Source organism: Muricauda brasiliensis, from assembly GCF_003057865.1.
GTDB lineage: Bacteria > Bacteroidota > Bacteroidia > Flavobacteriales > Flavobacteriaceae > Flagellimonas > Flagellimonas chongwuensis.
The window spans coordinates 76,309-98,924 of record NZ_QBTW01000012.1 but is presented as its reverse complement, the minus strand read 5'-3'; the positions used below and the strand labels follow the sequence as shown (position 1 = coordinate 98,924).

16 protein-coding genes are annotated in these 22,616 nt (G+C 41.4%); 9 read left to right on the top strand and 7 right to left on the bottom strand.

The features are described from left to right. The first annotated feature begins 123 nt into the window (after positions 1-123). The 4 genes from DCK90_RS09825 (at position 124) to DCK90_RS09810 (ending at position 3,018) form a co-directional block, all read left to right on the top strand. Positions 124-1,263 (top strand): Mrp/NBP35 family ATP-binding protein, encoded by a 1,140-nt coding sequence (locus DCK90_RS09825; protein ID WP_108246031.1) that lies wholly within the window; start codon positions 124-126, stop codon positions 1,261-1,263. 11 nt (positions 1,264-1,274) lie between these two features. Then, on the top strand, positions 1,275-1,511 hold the full coding sequence (locus tag DCK90_RS09820) for a NifU family protein (protein WP_108246045.1): 237 nt from the start codon (positions 1,275-1,277) through the stop codon (positions 1,509-1,511). 63 nt (positions 1,512-1,574) lie between these two features. After that, on the top strand, positions 1,575-2,633 hold the full coding sequence (locus DCK90_RS09815) for an NAD(P)/FAD-dependent oxidoreductase (protein ID WP_108246030.1): 1,059 nt from the start codon (positions 1,575-1,577) through the stop codon (positions 2,631-2,633). 52 nt (positions 2,634-2,685) lie between these two features. After that, entirely contained in the window at positions 2,686-3,018 is a 333-nt protein-coding gene (locus DCK90_RS09810) for a 2Fe-2S iron-sulfur cluster-binding family protein (RefSeq protein WP_108246029.1), read from the top strand. Here DCK90_RS09810 and DCK90_RS09805 read toward each other — a convergent pair. Continuing rightward, positions 3,015-4,751: an ABC transporter ATP-binding protein gene (locus DCK90_RS09805; protein ID WP_108246028.1), complete on the bottom strand. Its 1,737-nt coding sequence runs from the start codon at positions 4,749-4,751 to the stop codon at positions 3,015-3,017. The two genes, DCK90_RS09810 and DCK90_RS09805, sit on opposite strands and share 4 nt — an antisense overlap. Before the next feature lie 120 nt (positions 4,752-4,871). Here DCK90_RS09805 and DCK90_RS09800 point away from each other — a divergent pair, with 120 nt between their 5' ends. Together DCK90_RS09800 and DCK90_RS09795 are read left to right on the top strand one after the other, a co-directional pair. Beyond that, the gene (locus tag DCK90_RS09800; protein ID WP_108246027.1) at positions 4,872-5,909 is read left to right on the top strand and encodes a TPM domain-containing protein; all 1,038 of its coding nucleotides are present in this window, start codon (positions 4,872-4,874) and stop codon (positions 5,907-5,909) included. Between the two features lie 51 nt (positions 5,910-5,960). Next, positions 5,961-8,135 carry an acylase gene (locus tag DCK90_RS09795; RefSeq protein WP_108246026.1) on the top strand — a complete coding sequence of 725 codons (2,175 nt, stop codon included), beginning with the start codon at positions 5,961-5,963 and terminating at the stop codon, positions 8,133-8,135. A gap of 8 nt (positions 8,136-8,143) precedes the next feature. On the opposite strand, the gene DCK90_RS09790 is transcribed toward DCK90_RS09795, so the two are convergent. Continuing rightward, positions 8,144-8,806 (bottom strand): hypothetical protein, encoded by a 663-nt coding sequence (locus DCK90_RS09790; RefSeq protein ID WP_108246025.1) that lies wholly within the window; start codon positions 8,804-8,806, stop codon positions 8,144-8,146. A 181-nt stretch (positions 8,807-8,987) separates the two neighbouring features. On the opposite strand from DCK90_RS09790, the gene DCK90_RS09785 reads away from it, so the two are divergent. After that, complete coding sequence (locus tag DCK90_RS09785) at positions 8,988-9,644, top strand: outer membrane beta-barrel protein (protein ID WP_159075804.1); 657 nt, start codon at positions 8,988-8,990, stop codon at positions 9,642-9,644. Between the two features lie 19 nt (positions 9,645-9,663). Here the strand turns inward: DCK90_RS09785 and DCK90_RS09780 are convergent, their stop codons facing one another. The 3 genes from DCK90_RS09780 to DCK90_RS09770 all read right to left on the bottom strand — a co-directional run bounded on the left by DCK90_RS09780 (position 9,664) and on the right by DCK90_RS09770 (position 12,952). Further along, positions 9,664-10,800 carry an acyltransferase family protein gene (locus DCK90_RS09780; protein WP_199912678.1) on the bottom strand — a complete coding sequence of 379 codons (1,137 nt, stop codon included), beginning with the start codon at positions 10,798-10,800 and terminating at the stop codon, positions 9,664-9,666. An 89-nt stretch (positions 10,801-10,889) separates the two neighbouring features. Then, positions 10,890-12,053 (bottom strand): helix-turn-helix domain-containing protein, encoded by a 1,164-nt coding sequence (locus tag DCK90_RS09775; protein WP_108246023.1) that lies wholly within the window; start codon positions 12,051-12,053, stop codon positions 10,890-10,892. A 2-nt stretch (positions 12,054-12,055) separates the two neighbouring features. Continuing rightward, on the bottom strand, positions 12,056-12,952 hold the full coding sequence (locus tag DCK90_RS09770) for a metallophosphoesterase (RefSeq protein WP_108246022.1): 897 nt from the start codon (positions 12,950-12,952) through the stop codon (positions 12,056-12,058). 117 nt (positions 12,953-13,069) lie between these two features. Here DCK90_RS09770 and DCK90_RS09765 point away from each other — a divergent pair, with 117 nt between their 5' ends. Beyond that, positions 13,070-15,445 (top strand): GAF domain-containing protein, encoded by a 2,376-nt coding sequence (locus tag DCK90_RS09765; RefSeq protein WP_108246021.1) that lies wholly within the window; start codon positions 13,070-13,072, stop codon positions 15,443-15,445. A gap of 1 nt (position 15,446) precedes the next feature. On the opposite strand, the gene DCK90_RS09760 is transcribed toward DCK90_RS09765, so the two are convergent. After that, the gene (locus DCK90_RS09760; RefSeq protein ID WP_108246020.1) at positions 15,447-16,640 is read right to left on the bottom strand and encodes a Pycsar system effector family protein; all 1,194 of its coding nucleotides are present in this window, start codon (positions 16,638-16,640) and stop codon (positions 15,447-15,449) included. A 53-nt stretch (positions 16,641-16,693) separates the two neighbouring features. Here DCK90_RS09760 and DCK90_RS09755 point away from each other — a divergent pair, with 53 nt between their 5' ends. Further along, a complete protein-coding gene (locus tag DCK90_RS09755) occupies positions 16,694-20,407 on the top strand; it encodes a metallophosphoesterase (RefSeq protein ID WP_199912677.1) in 3,714 nt (1,237 codons plus the stop codon). 18 nt (positions 20,408-20,425) lie between these two features. Here the strand turns inward: DCK90_RS09755 and recQ are convergent, their stop codons facing one another. Further along, positions 20,426-22,510, bottom strand: coding sequence for a DNA helicase RecQ (gene recQ / locus DCK90_RS09750; protein ID WP_108246018.1), 2,085 nt, complete (start codon positions 22,508-22,510; stop codon positions 20,426-20,428). Positions 22,511-22,616 lie beyond the last annotated feature (106 nt).

Here is a 22,616-nt window from a genome sequence, read left to right as displayed (position 1 = left end):
ATTCCTCATAATTCAAGTTCTGATTTTTTTGAAATTCCTCAACACAACTTCTTAATCTAAAGCCAACACCGTATCTTTGTAGTTTAGAACCAGTTCAAACAGTTGGTTTAAAATATTTGATTCATGAAGTTGAAAAAAACAGATATTCTCAAGGCTTTAGAGAAAATATCAGCACCCGGTGAAGGACAAAACTTGGTGGAAAGTGGCGCTGTGACCAATGTACAGGTTTTTGGCGATGAGGTCGAGGTGGACGTGACCATTAAAAACCCAAGTCTTCAGGCAAAGAAGAAGACCGAGGTGGAAATATTGAAGTGTATCCACAGGGAAGTATACGAAAAAGCAAAAATAAAGGTCAACCTAAAGGTCGATGCTCCAGCTCAGCCCAAGGTCAACCAAATCAAAGGAAATCCGATTCCCGGTATTCAAAATATCATTGCCGTTGCTTCCGGTAAGGGAGGGGTTGGTAAATCTACGGTAACGGCAAATATTGCGGTAACCTTGGCCAAAATGGGCTTTAAGGTGGGTCTTTTGGATACGGATATCTATGGTCCGTCCATGCCCATTATGTTTGATGTGGCTTCGGAAAAACCACTGTCCATCAACGTAGAGGGCAAGGCCAAAATGAAGCCCATCGAAAACTATGGTGTAAAACTACTTTCCATCGGATTTTTTACCGAGCCCAACCAAGCGGTTATTTGGCGAGGACCGATGGCAGCAAAGGCATTGAACCAAATGATTTTTGATGCGCACTGGGGCGAACTGGATTTTTTGTTGCTGGATTTGCCACCGGGAACAGGTGACATCCATTTGAGTATAATGCAATCCTTACCGGTAACTGGTGCCGTAGTAGTAAGTACACCGCAAGAAATTGCATTGGCGGACGCCAGAAAGGGAGTAGCGATGTTTCAACAAGAGGCGATAAGTGTTCCCGTATTGGGAATCGTGGAGAATATGGCGTATTTTACACCTGCGGAGCTACCTGATAATAAGTACCATATTTTTGGAGAGAACGGCGCAAAAAATCTTGCAGAAGATTTGGGAGTTCCCTTTTTGGGGGAGATTCCCTTGGTACAGAGCATTCGAGAAGCGGGAGATGTAGGAAGACCTGCAGCCTTGCAAACGGCAACCCCGACCGAAGAAGCTTTTGAGGACCTTACTAAAAATGTGGTGCAGGAGTTGGTGAGAAGAAATACCGACCTTCCTCCGACCGAAGCAATAAAAATTACAACAATGGCCGGTTGTTCCGCTGTTAAAAAGAAATGAGCATGACAACAATGACATCAGAAGAAACAAGAAGCAATGTAGAAAAAGCGTTGGAAGAGATACGACCTTTTTTGCAGAGCGACGGAGGCGATATTACATTGATATCCATTGAGGATAACACAGTTAAAGTCCGTTTGGAAGGAAACTGTATCGGATGTAGCGTAAACCAGATGACCTTAAAAAGCGGTGTGGAGATGACCATAAAAAAGTACGCTCCGCAGATTGAAGAGGTTATTAATATCTCCTAACTGATTAAAATCATTATTCCTTTTTGGGGCATGCACTAAGTTGCGCGCCAAAACCTCTATTTTATGATCAAAACAGATATTCTGATAATTGGAGCGGGACCTACGGGTCTCTTTGCTGTTTTTGAAGCAGGCCTGTTACAGCTCAAATGTCATTTAATCGATGCATTGCCGCAAGCGGGTGGTCAGTGCTCCGAAATATATCCGAAAAAACCCATTTATGATATCCCTGGATACCCAGAAGTGCTTGCAGGTGATTTAGTGGATAACCTTATGGAACAGATTAAACCGTTCCAGCCTGGTTTTACCTTGGGCGAACGTGCAGATACCATTGAAAAACTGGATGATGGGACCTTTATCGTTACCACGAACAAAGGCACCAAGCACCATGCGCCCGTTGTGGCCATAGCAGGAGGTCTTGGAAGCTTTGAGCCAAGAAAGCCACTGTTGCAAAACTTGGAAAAGTTTGAGGATAATGGTGTTGCCTATATGATCAAAGAACCTGAAGTGTATCGAGACAAAAAAGTGCTGATCGCAGGAGGTGGGGATTCCGCTTTGGACTGGTCCATCTTTTTGGCCGATGTTGCCAAAGAAGTAACCTTGGTACACAGAAGAAATGAGTTCAGGGGGGCATTGGATTCGGTTGAGAAGGTACAACAACTCAAAAATGAGGGTAAAATCAATTTGATAACCCCTGCAGAAGTGGTTGCCCTGAAAGGTGAATACCACTTGGAAAAAGTGACCGTTAAGGATACAAGCACTTCAGAAGAGAGGGATATCGATGTCGATAATTTTATTCCCTTGTTTGGATTGTCGCCTAAATTGGGACCTATTGGAGATTGGGGTCTAGAGATTGAAAAAAATGCAATCAAGGTGGACAATGCGTACGATTATCAGACCAATATTCCGGGCATTTATGCCATTGGGGACGTAAACACCTATCCGGGAAAACTAAAATTGATACTTTGTGGGTTCCATGAAGCCACTTTGATGTGCCAGAGCGCCTATCAAAGAATCAATCCAGATAAAAAATATGTGATGAAGTATACCACAGTAGGTGGAGTAACAGGATTTGACGGAAGTAAAAAAGAAGCGCCGAAAGCTGTTGTTAAGGCAATCGACTAAGAATAAAACAACCAATTAATCGTTAGGAAGCTTGATCAAGCTTCAAATAGGTATGAGCGATATTAAAATAAAAATTATAGACCGCGAAGGTGTTTCGCACGAAGTGGATGCACCAACAGATATGAACATGAACTTGATGGAAGTAGTACGTTCCTATGAACTTGCTCCGGAGGGAACTATAGGTATTTGTGGTGGAATGGCCATGTGTGCTTCTTGTCAATGCTATGTGCAATCCGACCATGAACTTCCTGAAATGTCCGATGACGAAGAAGCAATGCTGTCGGAGGCGTTTAATGTGAAGGACAATAGCCGTTTGGGCTGTCAGCTCCATATCACTGAGGATTTGGACGGTCTAGAGGTGGAATTGGCTCCGGAAGAAGCTTAAATCCTGGCTTGATAGGTAAACAGATTGAAATATCTTCCTTCGGAAGCGATTAATTCTTCATGGGTTCCCTGTTCCAAGATGTTGCCGTTTTCAATCACTAGAATTTGGTCCGCTTTGCGAATGGTGCTCAGTCGGTGGGCAATAACAAATGTTGTTCTGCCTTTGGTAAGTTCACCCAAGCTTTTCTGAATCAATGCTTCCGATTCCGTATCCAAACTGGACGTTGCCTCGTCCAACACTAAAATTTTTGGGTCGGCCAAAATGGCCCGGGCAATGGCAATACGCTGTCGCTGACCGCCCGATAGTTTAACCCCTCGCTCCCCTATCAAGGTATCCAGGCCTTTATCGAAACGGTCTGTAAATTCATTTACATAGGCCGCTTTTACCGCATCCAATAGTTTGTCCTCCCCGGCATCGGGTCTTGGGAAAAGGATGTTTTCCCGTATAGTGCCTTCGAACAAAAAGTCATCTTGGAGAACCACGCCCAAATGTTGCCTAAAACTGTTCAAATTCACTTTGGAAAGGTCGTGTCCATCAATGTTAATGGTACCGGAATCTGGGTTCAAAAAACTTGCAGCCAGACCGGCAATCGTGGATTTTCCAGAGCCCGAGCTTCCTACTAAAGCTATTACCTGACCGGGCTCCACATTAAAACTGATATCGTGCAATACCTCTTTGTTTTCTTCATAGGAGAAACGGACATCTGAAAACGACATTCGTCCCACAATTCCATTTAACTCAACAGTGCGGTTTTCATCATCGGATTCCTCTTCCAAATTCATTAACTCCTCTGTTCGGTCCAGTCCTGCCAATGCCTCGGTCAATTGGCTGCCAACACTGCTCATTTGTACGATTGGAGCAATCATAAGGCCAAGCAGTACCGTGAACTCAACAAATTGACCTACGGTAAGGGTGTCCTGTATTATTTTGTACCCACCAAAACCCATAACGCTGGTGGTCGCTACACCCAACAAAAAAGTGGAGGAACTGGTCATAAATGCAGTGGTCGTTAAGCTCTTTTTTACGTTTTGATACAATCGTTCTACACCTACTTCAAAAACTTCTTCCTCTTGTTTTTCTGCATTAAATCCTTTAATGACCCTTATACCGCCCAAAGTTTCCGTAAGACGGCCCTTTACTTCGGCATTGATTTTACCACGGTTTCTAAATATGGGACGGATAATTTTAAAAGCTTTTAGGGCGATTACGGCAAAAATAGTCAAAGGTATAAACGTGAAGAGCGTCATAAAAACACTGATTCTCATCAACAAAATCAAAGAAACAACTGCTGTAATAATGCCGCCGACCAATTGAACCAAACCGGTACCAATAAGGTTTCTAACACCTTCAACATCCGACATTATTCGGGATACCAATGCGCCAGACTTGGCATTGTCAAAAAATCTAACAGGGAGGGCCAGCACCTTTTTCTGCACCTGTGCCCTAAGTTCAGAGATAAGGTATTGCGCTTGAACACTTAATATTTTGGTCAATAAAAAAGAGGTGACCGACTGCACCAAAATTGCCAACATCACACCGGCAACAAGATATTTAAGCATGTCGACATCCTTTTTTACAATGACATCATCAATCAAATATCTCGAAGCAATCGGAGCAACAAAACTTGCCGCTTTGCTGATTGCAATCAAAAATAGACCAAGAAATACGAGTTTACGCTTTGGCCAAATAATGGTCTTGAATGCTGTGAGGATGCTAACTTTTTTATCGGGCATATCAATTTAGTAGAAAGAGTCTGCAAGTTACGGCAAATTAAAAAGGATGCCGAATCGTTTAGTTTTAAGTCCAGAAAGATAACAAACACTATATTTAAGAGCTACAATACTAAAATAGTCATGTTAAAAGCGAACTGGTTCGGTATTTTGTTTTTGATGTTCTCATTGTGTGCTGCACAGGAAGAGTATGCTAAGTTGTCCGAAATTGTTGTTGATGACGCGCAGATTTTTACCCAGTCACAGCTTGATGGGCTACGCACCAAGTTATATCAATTTGAATCGGAAACCACCAATCAGTTAGTAGTTTTGACCATTGATAACTTGCAGGGCGAAACCATTGAAACGTATGCGTTAGAAGTTTTCAATAAAAATAAATTAGGACAGGAAGGGAAGGACAATGGCATTTTGATTTTGTTTTCCAAACTCGATAGAGAGGTTCGAATTGAGGTGGGCTATGGATTGGAATCCTATATAACCGATGCCGTTGCTTCGCGCATTATCCGAAATACCATGATTCCAAGGTTCAAGGATGAAGATTACTTTGAAGGGATAGATCTTGCTACCGACCAGATCATAGAATTTTTGAACGACCCTGAAGCCTTGGAAGAATTCAAAGCAGAAATCGAGGCCGAAGCCGAGATGCCTTGGTGGCTATATATAATCATAGGCTTGTTTTTGCTCATGTTTGTGGCTGCAGGAGGATTCGTTTTTTATAAGGGCTATTCCACGCTTATTGAAATAATACGAGGTATTTTCATTGGAAAATTAGCGGTCTTTAGGGGAATTTTCATGGCAGTTTTTATGATGTTTCCCTTGATTTTTGGATTGGTTTTTATGGGTATGCCCTTGTTTTTTATGGCCATGCTGCTCGGTTTAGATGATGTATTGAATGGATTTGTAAAAGACTTTACTTGGGTATTATTGGTGATTCTTGTATTTATAGCGGTTACGATACTCCTGGCCATCCTAAAAATCAGGAGAAAAGGAGACAAGAATCTTAAGCTTTCATTTTTTAAATCCGATAAGACTTATATGAAAAAAACCTTCTCTTCTTCGGGTACCCATTCTTTTGGTTCCAGTTCTGGGAGCAGTTCGTCCAGCAGCTTTTCTGGTGGAGGTGGTAGTTCTGGAGGTGGAGGAGCAAGTGGAAGTTGGTAATTGTTGCCGATTTCACGTATTTTCACACAAACTAACTAAACCAATCCCGAGATGAGAATTATTGTCCTTGCAGCACTTTTTTTAGTTGTTTCATGTTCTGAAAAGCCCAAAACGGAGGTGGAACAATGGGAAGCACAAGCTGAAAACATTACAATCATACGAGACAATTTTGGGGTTCCCCATATTTATGGGAAAACAGATGCCGATGCCGTTTTTGGTTTGCTATATGCCCAGTGTGAGGATGATTTTAACAGAGTGGAACAAAACTACATTTGGGCTACGGGCCGCATGGCTGAAGTAGAAGGGGTGGATGCCCTGTACAGTGACCTTCGTGCCAAGCTTTTTATGACAGAGGAAGAAGCAAAGGCCCATTATGAAGATAGTCCTGCGTGGCTGAAAGAACTTTGTGATGCCTTTGCGGATGGAATCAATTATTATCTACATACCCACCGCGAGGTGAAGCCTAAATTACTGACCCGTTTTGAACCTTGGATGCCCATGTATTTTAGTGAAGGTTCCATTGGGGGAGATATTGAGCGTATATCTACTAGAAAAATCAAAAGTTTTTATGAAAGTGGAATGGAATTGCCAACAATGGAAGCGCTTCAAATCAAAAAAAAGGAGGAAATGGCAGAGCCACAAGGTTCCAATGGAATTGCCATTTCTGGAGACTTGACCGAATCTGGAAATGCGATGTTATTGATCAACCCCCATACTTCATTTTACTTCAGAGGTGAAGTACACGTGGTGAGCGAAGAAGGTCTGAATGCCTATGGCGCCGTGACTTGGGGTCAGTTTTTTGTGTACCAAGGCTTCAATGAGAAAACGGGTTGGATGCATACCTCCACCTATACCGATGTGATGGACGAGTTTAAGGAAACCATCGTAAAAAATGATGGAAAATTGTTTTATCAGTATGGGGAGGAACTGCGACCTGTGGATTCCAGTTCGGTTACCTTAAAATATAAAGATGGGGGAAGTATGAAGGAGAGGACATTCCCAATGTACCATACCCATCACGGACCGATTACCCATCAGGTTGATGACCAATGGACGGCTTCCGCCATGATGTGGGAACCAGTAAAGGCTTTGGAACAATCCTATACTCGAACCAAGCAAGATGGTTATGACGGTTTTCGAAAAATGATGGATATTCGTACCAACTCATCGAACAATACAGTGTATGCCGATGCAGAAGGGAATATTGCCTATTTTCACGGAAATTTTGTGCCAAAGCGGGATACTATATTCGATTATAACCAACCTGTGGATGGCAGCAACCCCAAAACAGATTGGCAAGGATTACATACCGTAGATGAAAATATTTTGGTGCTGAACCCTGAAAACGGTTGGATACAAAACTGTAATTCTACACCGTATACTTCAGCGTTGGAGTTCAGTCCAAAGCGTGAAGATTACCCCAATTATATGTCGAGAGATCAGGAGAACTTTAGGGGCATCCATGCTATAAAACTTTTGACCGGCAGAAGCGGATATACCTTGGATGGACTTATCGAACTGGCGCATGACCCTTACTTGCCAGCTTTTGAAGCATTGATTCCAGGTTTGGTGAAAGCCTATAATGAAAATGCAAAAGCATACCCAGAGCTTCAAGAACCTATTGAAATTCTGAGAGAATGGGATTTTAACACCTCAAAACAATCCGTTGCTATGACCTTGGCGCATTACTATGGTACACTTTGCTATTCCAAAGCAGAACGTCCTGAAGGAATGTATTCCATGCAGTGGGTCGAATATTGGGGCAGTGATTGGCCGGATGCTCAAAAACTGGAATTTTTTCAAGAAACATTGTCCAAATTGGAAAATGATTTTGGCACTTGGAAAATGCCTTGGGGCGAGGTGAACCGTTATCAAAGATTAAATGGCGACATTCGTCAACCTTTTGATGATGACAAACCCAGTATTCCCATTGGTTTTGCCAGCGGAACATGGGGAGCTTTGGCCGCATACGGTGCTAGATATAACAACAATACTAAAAAGATTTACGGAACACGGGGCAACAGTTTTGTGGCTGCTGTGGAATTTGGAGATAAAGTAAAAGCAAAGACAATGTTGGCAGGTGGGCAGAGTGGAAATCCAAAATCACCATATTTTAATGATCAGGCACAAAGATATGCCGACATGGAATTCAAGGATGCGGCATATTACAAGGAGGATGTGCTAAAACGGGCTGAAGCAACGTACTCCCCGGGCGAGAAATATTGAGCAAAAATTTAATTGTTCTTTGTAATTCCGCTATCCTCTTCCTTTACAATAATTAGGCTGGCCTTGGAGCCTGTGGAAAGATTCCAGCGGTTATTGTGTATAACTATACCTTTATCGTCCGTAACTACGACTTGGGCGGTATTTGGTCCTGAAGAACCTTGGTTGAGGGCTTCGAATTCAATTCGGTTGAAACCTTCTACAAGATCTAGGTTGATTCCTCTGTAAGAACCTGAAAGCAGTAAATTATATTCTACTACTTCACCATTCACATAAATTTTGATACGGTCCCCGTCCACATATTCATGGTCCCTAGCAACGATACCGACAAATTTTGCCGTGGTTTTGAAATCACCCAGATATTGGTCACCAAAATGTTCATTGGCTCCCTTTTCCCTTTTTTCAATAACCTTGGGGTCTATGACCATATCGTGACCTGCTTGAAGAAGTTCTCTGTCGGGCAACATTTTAACACCGGCCTTTTCGTTTTTGGAGGAAAGGCTTTCATCGAGTACAGAAGGCATTCGAAGCAAAGTACCTTGGTTGCTTGCCTTTACATCGAGCTTATTGTTATCCCCGATCTTCAATGGTCGCGTGGTGGGCAAATCGCCCTGGGCAAACATGGGTAGGCTAAACAGAACTGCTCCCAAAACGATATAAATTTTCTCTTTCATGGCAAGACGGGTCTAAATTCATTTATAAATTTAGCAAATACCTTGCCATCAGCGTTATAAATTGACGTTAAATCGTTAAAAAGCAATCTCTCGTTAAAGTCTTGCCAAATCATTTTTTTTGTGAAAAAATGGAACAATGCTTGATTATTTTTCTGCTTTAACCTTAAAAATTCAACCCAAAATGAAACAAGTATTATTTTTTGCCCTGTTGTTTGGCTTTGCAACCCTTCAAGCACAAAATTCGGATGACGACCGACGAACAATTTCAAAAGGAACATGGAATTTGGGATTGGAAGCGAATTTCAATGTATCCAATTCAGAATCTCAGACCCAAGCCTCATCAGTGGATACCGATAGGTTTTCGTTAGGACTGTTCCCAAGAGCAGGATATGCCTTTTCTGAAAATTGGATGGTTGGTCTAAGAACCGGGTATAGCCGCACGAAAGTTGATAATGACTTGAATCAACAACCAAATTTTAACCAATCCGAAAGTAAAACCGAAGCTATTCTCTTTGCTCCCTATGTTAGAAAGTATTTTAATTTAGGAAAAAGTCTATTGTTCTACACCCAAGGCGAAGCAGGATATGTGGGTGCTTGGTCTGAAACCATTTCTGACGTGACCAGCAGGATGAGCATGGAAAGCGATCAGTTTTATGTGGCTTTCAGACCAGGGATATCTTTCTTTGTTTCTCAAAAATTGGCGTTGGAATCTTCCTTTGGAATTCTGAGATACTCCTCCATTAAATCTGAAAATTCTGGTTCAGAAACAACTAGTAATGGTTTTGATCTAAATCTGGATTCATCCAATATTTTGATTGGTCTATCCTACTATTTTTAAACTAAAAGTGAATGGCCCGCTAAATTTTGGCGGGCCTTTTCTTTTTAAGTCCAAAGAGCGGATGCAGTATCGGAATCCGTAAAATAATCAAATCATAGATCAACCAACTGATTCCAAATGTGCCCACGACCAGAACGAGTGCTTTTGGGAAAAGGCCCCAACTCAAATCCATCAAATAATAGGCGATGGCAACGGTGACGGTCTGGTGCAAAATATAAAATGGGTAAACTGCTCTATTGGAGTAGGCCAATCCCTTGCTTGGCTTGTTGAGGTATTCTGAGGCGTAGGCAAACAATACCAATATCCATGACCAGATATTTACTACTTTTAAAAATGCTTCGGTAAAATGGACAACGTAGCCATCTTCCAAAAACAGCCATATAAAAGCTTGGGAAGCAAATCCTATTATTCCCAGAATTATAGCCTTGGATTTTACTTTTGTCAGTGCTTGCCAAAAAACATCTCCTGTTGCTATCAAAATGAACCCATAAAAGAATAGGATGATACTGAATATAAAATTGAACCAGTCATCCACTAAAGCATGAGTGACCGGGAAAAAGGGTTCCACCAGTGATTCTACAAAGTAGAGCGGAATCACAAAGGCATAGATTCCCCAGGTTTTTTGAATCAAACGTTTGACCCATTCAATAAAAGTGGTCTGGCGCCTTCTCAAATAGACAAACAATGGGGCCAAAATCCACGAAAACGCTAGAAGGTAGGGCAAAAACCAAAGGTGGTGCCAGCTGAGATTGCCTTCCGGATAAACGCCATCAAAAGCAACGGTAGTAAAATAGTGCCAATATGAACCCGTAAACTGCCCCTCTGATAAACGTTCAAAATATACTTGTGGCGGCACGATCAAAACCATACCTGCTACCAAAGGAATACCTAAACGAAGGAAACGCTCCCACATGAATTTTCCCATGGTTCTTTTTCCCAATGCGTAATAGGTGCCCATACCGGAGATTACAAAAAGAATAGGGAGGCGCCATTGGTTCAGAAATAGCATGGGCCAACGTAGCCAATCGTAAATAATGTTGTTCTTAACGTGCCAGCCCCAAGGAACAAAAAACATTCCTACGTGATAAAATATGAGCATTGCAAATACGATTACTCGAAGCCAGTCCAAATCGTAACGCCTGATTGATGTTTCCATGTTTTAAATTTTCTCAAAGATGGAAAGTGACGTTTAGAATGAACTGCTTTTTGTGTCGGGAAACGTCCTGAATTGTAATTCTGGAGAAATTAACCCCGGTATTGCTTCATAAATAATGAGGGCGATTGACCTGTATGTTTTTTGAAAGCGTTGTAAAAGGCAGACTTGGATTTGAAACCGACAGATGCCCCAATAGCTTCAACTGTAAGATGTTTAAATTCTTTATCCAACAATCTTTCCTGTGCCAACGCAATTCTTTTTTGGTTCATGTATTCGTTGAAATTTGTGCCGGTTTCCGAGTTGATGAGTCTGGAAATGGCGTTAGCATTGGTGTCCAACTGCTCTGCCACTTTTTTTAGCGTGATGTCTTGCTTGGTATAATACTGGGCCTCGGAAATAAAACTTTCAACAGCTTCAAATTGAATGGGATTCCCTGCAATAGTCTCATATTTATCGGCAATCCATGATTTTTCAAAAAAGCGCGATTCCGAAAGGATGAAAAATGATGTAATGAAAATAGTAATGGTCTGCATGATTCCTATGATGTGATCACCGCCATCATCATCATAGTTCAGATAAATTAAAAGCAAGGTAAACATGAGTACCAAAAAGATGATAACCGTATTTCTTGAGAAAATATACTTGTCCATCTTTATGTTTTTGGATGGGGTCCATCCCTTTTTCCATGACTTTATAACCAATATTATGGACAGGATGAGATAAAATGTAAAGCTCAGGAGTACCAGCCATCTAAATTCATCTTTGATATGATGGTAGGAGTAATCCATGGTCTTTGGCACATCCAAAAAGCCCAAATTTCTATAATAAGCACCTAAATACGCGTTTATTTTTACTTCGATTGGACTTGTGTAATAGTTGAATTGAGAGATTAAATAGAGCAGTGGGAGCACAAAATGCGGCCAATGTTTTTTAAGGGTAAATGGTTTTCTGTTTAAAAGGGTATACAAAAAAAAGTACATGGTGGGCATGATCATCAATACCAAGAATTCCGTGGAATCATTTAAGTGGAAAGCATATTTGATGAGTCCGGTGTAACAGAGGTATACATCCAAAAAAACAAGGCATTGTACCAAAAGTGACCATCCAAAGAGAGTGATGGCCGATTTCCGTTTGGCCCTTAAAAAAATAACCAGGGCCAAAAACAATCCTTGGATAATGCCCAATAGCATAATATGCGAGGATACGTCGTGCCGGATAGGGATTTGATCTAGGATGTGTTGTACTGCCTGCATTTTTATTCAGTCTGGTAATCAGCCAATTTTTCAGGACCTTCCAATAATACCCTTACAATCTGAAGGGTGCCATCTGGTTTGGTGCCAATATACCATTTGATCAGTGATATCTCACCATTTACAATCTCGATGCCGGTGATGCTACGTGGGTGAACGCAACTTCCATCATTAAAAAAAGGAATTTGACCAGGTTCAGGAAATCGAGGCCGGTGTGTATGACCTGCTAACGTGATTAGCAAATCTTTTTTCAGTATCCAACGCTTGATTCGTTTTTCGATACGGATAAGTTCCTTATAGTTTTTGGCAGGGCTGGTAGGGTCGGCAATGCCGACGACCTGAAGTGGTTTCCATAAAATCCTTACCAAAAATCGACCAATGCGCCAACAAACATAGTTCCACCAATCCGCTTGGTGACCGTGAACACAGAAAAGTTCCTGACCCGTTTTGGTATGTTTTAAAATAAGGGCCTCATGGTAGGTGATTCCCTCAAAAAGTTCTTTGTCGGAGCCGTCGATGGGCTCAAAATAATGTGAGAGGTGTTTATCAACATACTCAGAATCACGATAAACCATATCATGATTGCCCCAAAGCATATGGAGGCGTTTTTCCAAATGAAACCGTTTTAATAATTGATAAACATTCTTATGCGCCTCAAAAATTGCTTCAAAACTGATGTTTTCCCAAAGTTCATCACCATCCCCCAACTCAATATAGGTAAACCCCTCTCGGTAGTAATGATTGAGTGCATGGAAATAAATATTCCTGTTATTGGCAAAATCGTCCGCAAAACTATTGTCCCCACGATGGCAGTCGCTGAAAAAGATAAACTTGGAATCTTCGTCGAATGGAATTGTCACAGCATTTTTGTAGGCTCTGTCTAATCGTTTTGATGAGGACATCTAAAAGTTTTTGCTAAATATCCTTAAAAATGGTGATTTGTCCATAAAGAACCACAATAATGGAACTCCATTTGTACTTTTTGTAACTTTGTGACCTAAACCACGACTAAGTTGGGTATGAATCATAACCTCAATTCAGAGAGCCCCCTGGTTCAATTGGTAAGCTTCAATAAATTGTTGGAGCATTACGATGAACTGCTCAATAGCGACAACGCTCATGAAGTGGAACGAGCAAAGTACGTCTTGGACCAACAGGCTCCGTACCCGGTATTGAGGGAAGGTTTCACCGATTTGTCCTTGTTGGAAAAGCACAAGGATGTGATTCGAGTAATCTTGGAGGATTCTTTTTCGCCCATTTTAACGAAGAACGAAATCAAAACCGCTTCCACGCCATTTGAGAATTTGGTGTTCAACTCTTCCGAGCGTTTTCGTCAGATCTTGAAGGATGCAGGCGAAGATTTTGATTTAACCATCACCAATATCCCTAGGGAGTTTGATTACATTATGAGGTGTACCGTGATTTTAAAATTCCATTACGGATATAACCTTGATTTTAAACGTCCCTTCTTTTACGATATTCCAGATACCAATGGTGTGATGCGCAGGTACCGTATTTTGTACAATGCGGATTTTATGGAAATCATACCTACCGAAAAAGCCAAGGAACTTACCCAGGAAGATGTGGACGAGTTGCTTGACAATTTTTACAATTTGGACATATGGAGGGATAAAATCCCGCCAAATAGTTTTATTGCCAAAGGCTTCGTTATTTCCAATATGTTCGATGTAACATCGGAGCATTCCGTATCAGAAATAAAATCGACCTTGATAGGCCGTGCCCAAAGGGGCAAGGATACCTTTATGGAAAGTTTTGAGGACACCTTTAGGTCATTCTTCAATCTTAACGACATCAAAGTTGGTTTCTCGGGATACGATTCCAGTGCCAATCGTTTTTTTAAGATATATGGCAAGGGGATGGAAAGTTATATCCTTAACGGGAAGGATATGGAAGAATGTGATTCCATGTTCTGTAACCATACCCATGGAAAATTGTTCAAGGAGAACAAGTATTTCGCCATCTCCAATGTAGAAAAATATTTTGAAGGGTCGCACGGTGAGATTCAACCTTATAAAAGTTTGATGGAGCAAGGCATCAAAAGTGCCATATTGGCTCCCATTGCCGTTAACGGGAACCTTTTGGGCGTTTTGGAATTGGTATCGGGCAAGGTCAACGAACTCAATAGCGTCAACGCAAACAAATTGGATGATGTGATGCCTTACATAGTCGCAGCCGTGATGCGGACCATAGAAGAAGAGGAAAACTTGATCGATGCCGTAATCCAGCATGAGTGTACCTCGGTCCATCCATCCGTGTATTGGAAATTCCAAGAAGAAGCCAAGCGTTTTATGGCAGACGAACTGGCGGGCAACGAACCTGTATTCAAGGAGGTGGTTTTCAAGGATGTTTACCCGTTGTATGGCCAAATTGATATCAAAGATTCGGCCCAAGAGCGAAATCTCGCCATCCAAAGGGATTTAATGATTCAACTTTCGGAAATCAACGATGTTCTGGATATCGCTTTTCAAAAATATAAACTCCCTATTTACGAAGAATTGCGATTTAGGGTAAATAATTATTTGAGCGAGGTAAAAGAAGCCTTGTACACACATACAGAGCAAGCCGTTTTTGATTTTGTGAAGGAAGAAGTAGACCCCGTATTTAATCATCTCCAAAAAGAAGATGAAGAAATTGCAGGTTTGTTGGAGCAATACAATCAAAAAATAGATAAGGCCACCGAGAGCTATTATGATCACCGTAGAAATTACGATAATAGTGTAATGGAGGCCAATATGAAGCTTGCCGCTCTTCTTGATAAAAGGCAGGAAGAAGCACAGGAAATGTTCCCACACTATTTTGAGCGCTATAAAACCGATGGCGTTGAGCATAACATGTATATCGGAAGTTCCATTACCAAGGATAGGGAGTTCAGTGAACTGTTCTTGAGCAATCTTAGGTTGTGGCAGCTTCAGGTAATGTGCGAAATGGAAAATAAATACTATAGCCTAAAACCAAAATTACCTGTAAAACTGGACGTAGCTTCCTTGGTTTTGGTGTACAGCACATCATTGGCAATACGATTTAGAATGGACGAGAAGCGTTTTGATGTGGACGGCACCTACAATGCACGTTACGAAGTGATCAAAAAGCGTATCGATAAATCATTCATTAAGGGAACCAATGAGCGTTTGACACAAAAGGGCAAATTGGCCATTGTGTACTCCCAACGTAAAGATGAAAAGGAGTATATGCGATATATCAGCTTCCTAAAGGCGAAAGGCTATTTTACCAATAATATTGAAATCGTGGAGCTCGAAGGTGTCCAAGGTGTATCTGGATTAAAAGCGATACGGGCAGAGATTCTTTATCAAAAGGACAAAAAATCGGAGCGCACCTATACTTACGACGATTTAATGGAAGAACTAAACTCCTAGATTAGAAAATCAGCCTTTCCGGGCCAAAATACCTAAAGGCGATTATAAAAGAGATTACGGAGATAATCATGCCCAACATAAAAATATTGTAGGTAATCCGTAGTATTTTATATTTTTTGTTAAGGACAACGCCCAAGTAATAGAGGTCTTTGGTCAAGGAAGAGTATACATAATCCTTATCCTTTACCAGCTCTTTCAGTGCCCATTCGTATTCGGAAAGCTCCATTTGGTGAAAGTTTCCGAAAAACAGGAGGTTTACCTTTCTTTTTTCCACATCTTCCTTGGTGAATTTACCACTCGTGACATTGGGTCTGGTGGCCAATACCGAAAGTACCATGGAGACAACACTGAACATGATCAAAATCAAGGTAGGATAAATCATGTAGGTATTGGACGGATTGTCCAACTTGGTCAATAGATTGGCCAACACCAAAGAAATGACTATAGCGTTGACCGAAAGCAATATGTTCGCTTTGGTATCGGCAATATCGCTCAATTTTAAATGATTTTTTAGTGTGACCCGGTACAAGGTTTGAACGCTTCTATCGGGGCTCTCATTTTTGTACTTGGCCTTCAAGGCTTCTTTTTTGGCAATCTTTTTTTCTTCTTTCTTTTCTTTCAACAATTTTTTAAGGTTTTGTTGTTTGCCTTCTTCCCAATTTTCCTTGGCATAGTCGGTGAAGAAATTATGTTTGGTGCGGAACATTTTAATGTTTTTGTCCCGCCATTCCTTGTTGGAATAATCGGCAATTCCCAAAGCTTTCAGTTCTTCTTTTAAGAAATCGGTGGTCTCCCAATAGCTTTTTTTAGCAAAATGGGATATGTCGGCATCTCGGATAATCCCTTCCAAAAGGTTGGATGGCTCGTTGCACATTTTGGTGACCATGATCAACGAACAAACCTGTTCAATCCCTTCAGCGTCATACCCATTCTTTTCCAAAAAATCTTTGGCAATCTCACAACTGTTTTCCTCATGGTTTTCCCAACCTTTGGTATGCCCCGTATCATGTAGCCATGCAGCTAACATTAACCTTTCGTTTTCAACTTCGCTCAGGTTATAATAGTTGAGCAATTCTTTAGTACTTTTGACTACTCTTTGGGTATGTCGCAAGTTGTGGTACAAGAACCTTGCATCTAGTTCTTTTGTTAGTAGTTCAGAAACAAAGTGTTCAGTTTTTTCAACGATTTCCGACATAGTTCCAGATTAGAGCATCCAAATTACAAAATTTTGGAATCAACCTCGTGTATATGAAGAAACATTACTTTTTACTGTTTTTAATGGTCTTGGTCTCTGCTTGTGCAACATATGAAGCCAAATATGCAGAGCCTTTTTCCGCACACAATGTTCTAATCGAAAAGGAGGTCGAACACACATTTTATTTGATTGGTGATGCAGGCAAATCCCCGATGGGTGATGTAAACCCTACTCTAAAAGCGTTTAAAAAGGTTTTAGATCAGGCCGACGCCAATAGTACCGCCATCTTTTTGGGAGATAATATTTATCCTGCTGGCCTACCCGATAAAAAGGATTCCACCATTGCATATCTGGAAGCCAAAAACCATTTGGATGCTCAATTGAGCACTTTGGAGAACTACAAGGGGAAGAAGCTCTTTATCCCTGGAAATCATGATTGGTACACGGAGGGGCTCAAAGGCCTAAAACGAGAAGAAGAATATGTGGAGGAAGCACTGGATGATAATGATGCTTTTCAGCCAGAGAACGGATGCCCCATTGAAGAGATAGAGGTCAATGACAAGGTCTTGCTCGTCGCCATTGATACAGAGTGGTACATTGTAAATTGGGACAAGCATCCTACTATAAATGATGATTGCGAAATAAAGAGCAGAAACCGTTTTTTTGAGGAATTGGAGAGCATAATCAAGAAAAATAGGGACAAAACCATCATTTTGGCCATGCACCATCCTATGTTTACCTATGGATCGCACGGTGGTCAATTTTCATTTAAGCAAGGCATATATCCCAACGGAGGAAAGGTTCCGTTGCCTATTTTGGGGTCTGCCATTAATCTGCTGCGAAAAACTTCAGGAGCCACTTCCGAAGATATATCCAACAGGAAGTATAATGAGCTTAAGCAAAGAATTGTGACCCTTTCCCAATATTCCGATAAGATCATATTTGCATCCGGTCATGAGCATACGCTTCAGTACATCGAGGAATATGGGAAACCTCAAATTGTAAGTGGTTCGGGGGCCAAAACAGGTACCACCCGACTTTTGAACGGCAGTAAATTTTCAACAGGTAAAACTGGCTATGCAATTTTAAGGGTGTATACGGATGGTTCATCACAAGTTGAGTTTTATGGTGCCGATGCCAATGCAACAGCACTGCTATATCAAACTGAAGTCCTTCCACCCGATAGATCTACGGAACGGCTGGGACTGGCCGAAGATTTTCCTCCATATAAAATGGCGTCCGTATACGAACCGGAAGAGATCGAGAAGAGTGGGTTTCACAAATTGCTTTGGGGCGAACGCTACAGGAAGTATTATGGAACCAAAGTAAAGGCGCCCACCGTTCGGTTAGATACCCTCTTTGGTGGATTGACCGTTGTTCGAAAAGGTGGAGGAAACCAATCGAACTCGTTACGATTAGCCGATAAAGATGGTAGGGAGTATGTGATGAGGGGCTTGCGAAAAAGTGCAGAGCGATACCTTCAGGCCATAGCTTTTCAGGACCAATACGTCATTGGAAAGTTCGAGGACACGTACCCCGAAAAATTGCTGTTGGATCTATATACAGGTGCACATCCGTATGCACCATTTACCATTGATAGACTATCGGACGCACTTGGAATGTACCACACCAACCCTAAATTGTACTATGTGCCAAAGCAATCCGTTTTGGGCGATTACAACAAGGAGTTCGGTGATGGCCTATATATGATCGAGGAGCATGTCTCGGACGACCATGATAATCTGGAAAGCTTTGGATTCACAAAAAAAATAGAAAGTACCTACGATCTTATGGACAAGCTCCGCGAAGATGAGGAATATAGCATAGACCAAAGGGAATACGTAAAGGCCCGCTTGTTCGATATCTTGATCGGGGATTGGGACAGGCATGTGGACCAATGGCGTTGGGCAGAATTTAAAACCGAAGACGGAAACAAGGTATACAAACCTATTGCCCGTGATAGAGATCAGGTGTTTTCCCGTTGGGGAGATGGCCTCATCATGAACTTTGGATCCAGGGCAGTTCCGGCGCTTCGTATTTTTGAAGGATTTCATGAAGAGGTTAGAAGCGTGAAAGGGTTGACCTCTTCACCCCGAACCTTTGCCTTGGATATGGCCTTGCTTACAGAAACCGATATGGAGATGTGGATAGAACAGGCCAAATTTATCCAACAAAATCTGACAGGTGAAATAATCGATGAGGCATTTTTGGCTTTTCCAGAAGAGGTGAGGGACGAAACCTTGACAGAAATCAAAAGAATTCTTTTGGCCCGAAAAGAAAACTTGGTGCAAACAGCACGTGAGTACTATGCCGTTTTGAACAAATACAGTGTAATTACGGGCACGGATAAGGATGATTATTTCAATATTGTCTCGCGTCCCAATGGAAATGTTGAGGTGAGGGCCTATCGGATCAAAGGAGGGGAGTACACGGATTTGTTCTTCGATAAAGTTTACAGTCCCGATTATACCAAAGAAATCTGGATCTATGGATTGGATGATGATGATATTTTTGAGGCCAATACGGAAACATCAAAAATAAAGGTGCGTATCGCTGGAGGTCAAAACAATGACGTTTATAAGGTCTCGGAAGATTCCAAACGGTTTTTGATCTATGATTTTAAATCAAAGAAGAACACTTTGGAGGAAGCTTACGGAGGTAAAGTAAAATTGGTTAATGATTACGATACCAATACGTATGACTTTCTGAACATAAAAGGCAGCAACAATCAAACGTTGCCCACTGTAGGATTCAATCCAGACGATGGTGTTATGATAGGCTTGGCCAACACCTATACCTTTAATGGATTCAGAAAAAATCCATTTACGCAGCAGCATACGGTAAGTGCAGCCTACTATTTTGCGACGGATGGTTTTGACTTGGGTTATCGTGGGGAATTTGCCCATATTTTCAATAAGGTGAATTTGGAACTCCATGCAAGGTTCACCAGTCCTAATTTTACCCAAAACTTTTTTGGTTTTGGGAATGAGACGGTCAATAATGATGATGAAGAACCCTTGGAGTTGGATTATAACCGGGTCCGTATCCGAAACTTGAGATTTGCACCATCATTGGTGTGGCGGGGATTTTTCGGTTCCAAGGCACGATTGGGAGTATCCTATGAGAATATTGAAATTGAGGAAACCGAGGATAGGTTCATTAATGAGTTTTATTTGGAAAATGGAGAGGAAAACCATTTGAGCTTTTTTGGGGTCGATGGGGAATACAGCTATTCGAATACTGATAATGAAGCCTTTCCGACTTTGGGAATGGCATTTGCCATCGAAGGTGGGTTTAAGACCAATTTGGATGATTCCTCCAAGTCGTTCGGATATGTGATTCCATCATTTTCTTTAGATCATAAGCTTACTGCCGATGGCATGTTAGTACTCGCCACCAAGTTCAAGGGACATTTTATTATCGGGAACGGCTACGAATTTTATCAAGCCGCCAGTATTGGTGGAAACAATGGGTTGCGAGGGTTCCGTTTCCAAAGATTTTCCGGCAAAACAGCCTATTTTCAAAATACCGACCTTAGGTATAGCTTTAGAAGTATGAAGACCGGCCTGATGCCCATAACACCAGGGATTTATGGAGGGTTTGACTATGGCCGCGTTTGGTATCCCGGTGAAGAATCGAATAAATGGCACAATTCGTACGGAGGAGGATTCTTCTTAAATGGAGTGGATGTGCTTACGGCCAACTTTGGGCTTTTCAACAGTGTGGATGGGCTACGTTTTGCTTTTGGACTTGGGTTCGGGTTTTAATGATTTTTAAGTGTCTTATCAATCCAGGTTTTCCAAAAGGTAGAGTGCCATTTTAATTTTCCAATAAGGTATCTCTTCCTCAAAATGAACAAAATAAGGTTTCAGGCCTTCCACTTGATCACCAAGCTCGGCTTTGGCCGTTTGGATTTTATTGATGTCTTCTTTGGATATGAATTGATGTAAGTCAATGGGTCTGCCCTCTTCGTGGACTTTAATAAAATGACTATAAATGGTATCTTCTTTCAATTCCCGTTGTCCGGAAATGTCGGAGACCTTCATACCCTTTTCAAATAGTGAAAATGAGAGCTCATGAGTGCTTTTTTTGGATGCCGACCAGGCATTGATGGCTGTAAGGAAGCGTGCGCCATATTTGTTCTTTTTTGCTTCGCCCACGCCACTTACCTCCATAAAATCTGTAATTGTTTCGGGCAGTTTGGCTTCCATATCCCGCAACGTGGAATCGCTGAATACGATGTAGGCAGGTACTTTTTCTTCAATAGCTATTTCTGTACGGAGAGCTTTTAATTTATCGAACAGACCGGTGGCTTGTGTTCTTTCGGCTTTTTTGCCACGGGAGGTTTTTTCTGCTTTTTGGAACATCGCAAGCTGGACTTTTCGACCTTCAAATAAAATTTGATTGGCCAAAGGGGTAAGCACCAAGCGCCCATTCTCATGAAAACGAATCTCCAAAATACCTTGATTGACCATTTGGATGATATACTGTTGCAAATCCTGCCAAGAAATGTCCTTAACAGCACCAAACGTTTTTATATTTTGATAGCCTTTGTCATATACTCGGGCATTTTGAGAACCACGAAGTACATCTATAACTATGGTTATAGCTTCTTGTTGCTTTAACCGATATACTGCCGAGCAGACTTTCTGTGCCAATATGGTACCATCGAAATATTGGGGAGGGGATTTACAATTGTCACAATGACCACAATTTTCCGAAACATGTTCGCCAAAATAGTTCAACAAGGCAATACGACGACAGCTTAAGGCTTCGGCAAACTGTTGCATACGTTCTAATTTGGCTAATTGTACATCCCTTGTAGGTGAATCTTCTATAAATTTTCGCAGTTGGATCACATCGGAAAAGCTGTAAAACAACAAAGTGTCTGCGGGCAGACCATCACGCCCACTACGACCAATTTCCTGATAGTAACTCTCAATATTTTTAGGCATGTTATAATGGATTACCCACCGTACATTGCTTTTGTCAATACCCATCCCAAAAGCAATGGTCGCCACGATTATTGATGTGCGATCATTGACAAAGTCTTCTTGCACTCTGTTGCGTGCCTCTGCTTCCATTCCGGCGTGGTATGCCTTGGCGTTCAATCCATTATTATTTAATTTTTCAGCTAGTTTTTCAGTGCCTTTTCGGCTCAGACAATAAATAATTCCATTTTGGTCTGTCCGTTGTTCCAAGAATTGGATTATTTGTTGAAACCGATTCGTCCCGGGACGTACTTCGAGAAATAGATTCTTTCGGTCGAAAGAAGCAATGTGTCTTTCTGCATTTTTTATATTGAGTTGTTCAAGAATATCGTTTTGCGTTGCACTATCGGCAGTGGCAGTAAATGCAGCTATTGGAACGTTTGGGAAAAGTTCCTTCAGTTGATTTAACTGTGTGTATGCTGGACGAAAATCGTGTCCCCAAGCCGAAATACAGTGCGCTTCATCCACTGCGAACAAACTCACATTGTCATCGGTTAAATAGGGTAACAAATGTGGTAGGCTTTCGGGAGCTATGTATAGAAGCTTGATTTGCTGCGACCGAAGTTTATTTAAAATTTCGTTTTGTATTTCATGCGGCTGGCTGCTGTTGTAAAATGATGCTGCAATACCGTTGGCCTGGAGTGCATCCACTTGATCCTTCATTAAGGCTATAAGGGGCGAAACTACAATGGCCGTTCCATTAAGAAGAAGTGCAGGTAACTGAAAACAAATAGACTTTCCGCCACCTGTAGGCATTATGCACAAAAGATCCAACCCTTGTAAAATATTATTGACAATGGCTTGCTGATTGGGCAAAAAGGAATCAAAACCAAAGTGCTCTTTTAAGAGCTGTAGGCTAAGTTGTTGTTTGGGAATCATAACTCCCAAATGTCATTAATTAAATGATTAAAAGCAAATTAGAAAGTTTACAGGGAAATTGTTTTATGTTTTATGACCAAAAGAAAAGTCATAAAATAATATGTGC

What these genes read in the sequence shown, in the direction of transcription:
- DCK90_RS09780 (WP_199912678.1), bottom strand. Translation starts at nt 10,800, where the DNA reads ATGGAAACATCAATCAGGCGTTACGATTTGGACTGGCTTCGAGTAATC.
- DCK90_RS09810 (WP_108246029.1), top strand. Translation starts at nt 2,686, where the DNA reads ATGAGCGATATTAAAATAAAAATTATAGACCGCGAAGGTGTTTCGCAC.
- DCK90_RS09775 (WP_108246023.1), bottom strand. Translation starts at nt 12,053, where the DNA reads ATGCAGGCAGTACAACACATCCTAGATCAAATCCCTATCCGGCACGAC.
- DCK90_RS09800 (WP_108246027.1), top strand. Translation starts at nt 4,872, where the DNA reads ATGTTAAAAGCGAACTGGTTCGGTATTTTGTTTTTGATGTTCTCATTG.
- DCK90_RS09795 (WP_108246026.1), top strand. Translation starts at nt 5,961, where the DNA reads ATGAGAATTATTGTCCTTGCAGCACTTTTTTTAGTTGTTTCATGTTCT.
- DCK90_RS09815 (WP_108246030.1), top strand. Translation starts at nt 1,575, where the DNA reads ATGATCAAAACAGATATTCTGATAATTGGAGCGGGACCTACGGGTCTC.
- DCK90_RS09765 (WP_108246021.1), top strand. Translation starts at nt 13,070, where the DNA reads ATGAATCATAACCTCAATTCAGAGAGCCCCCTGGTTCAATTGGTAAGC.
- DCK90_RS09770 (WP_108246022.1), bottom strand. Translation starts at nt 12,952, where the DNA reads ATGTCCTCATCAAAACGATTAGACAGAGCCTACAAAAATGCTGTGACA.
- DCK90_RS09820 (WP_108246045.1), top strand. Translation starts at nt 1,275, where the DNA reads ATGACATCAGAAGAAACAAGAAGCAATGTAGAAAAAGCGTTGGAAGAG.
- DCK90_RS09790 (WP_108246025.1), bottom strand. Translation starts at nt 8,806, where the DNA reads ATGAAAGAGAAAATTTATATCGTTTTGGGAGCAGTTCTGTTTAGCCTA.
- DCK90_RS09825 (WP_108246031.1), top strand. Translation starts at nt 124, where the DNA reads ATGAAGTTGAAAAAAACAGATATTCTCAAGGCTTTAGAGAAAATATCA.
- DCK90_RS09785 (WP_159075804.1), top strand. Translation starts at nt 8,988, where the DNA reads ATGAAACAAGTATTATTTTTTGCCCTGTTGTTTGGCTTTGCAACCCTT.
- DCK90_RS09805 (WP_108246028.1), bottom strand. Translation starts at nt 4,751, where the DNA reads ATGCCCGATAAAAAAGTTAGCATCCTCACAGCATTCAAGACCATTATT.
- DCK90_RS09760 (WP_108246020.1), bottom strand. Translation starts at nt 16,640, where the DNA reads ATGTCGGAAATCGTTGAAAAAACTGAACACTTTGTTTCTGAACTACTA.
- DCK90_RS09755 (WP_199912677.1), top strand. Translation starts at nt 16,694, where the DNA reads ATGAAGAAACATTACTTTTTACTGTTTTTAATGGTCTTGGTCTCTGCT.
- recQ (WP_108246018.1), bottom strand. Translation starts at nt 22,510, where the DNA reads ATGATTCCCAAACAACAACTTAGCCTACAGCTCTTAAAAGAGCACTTT.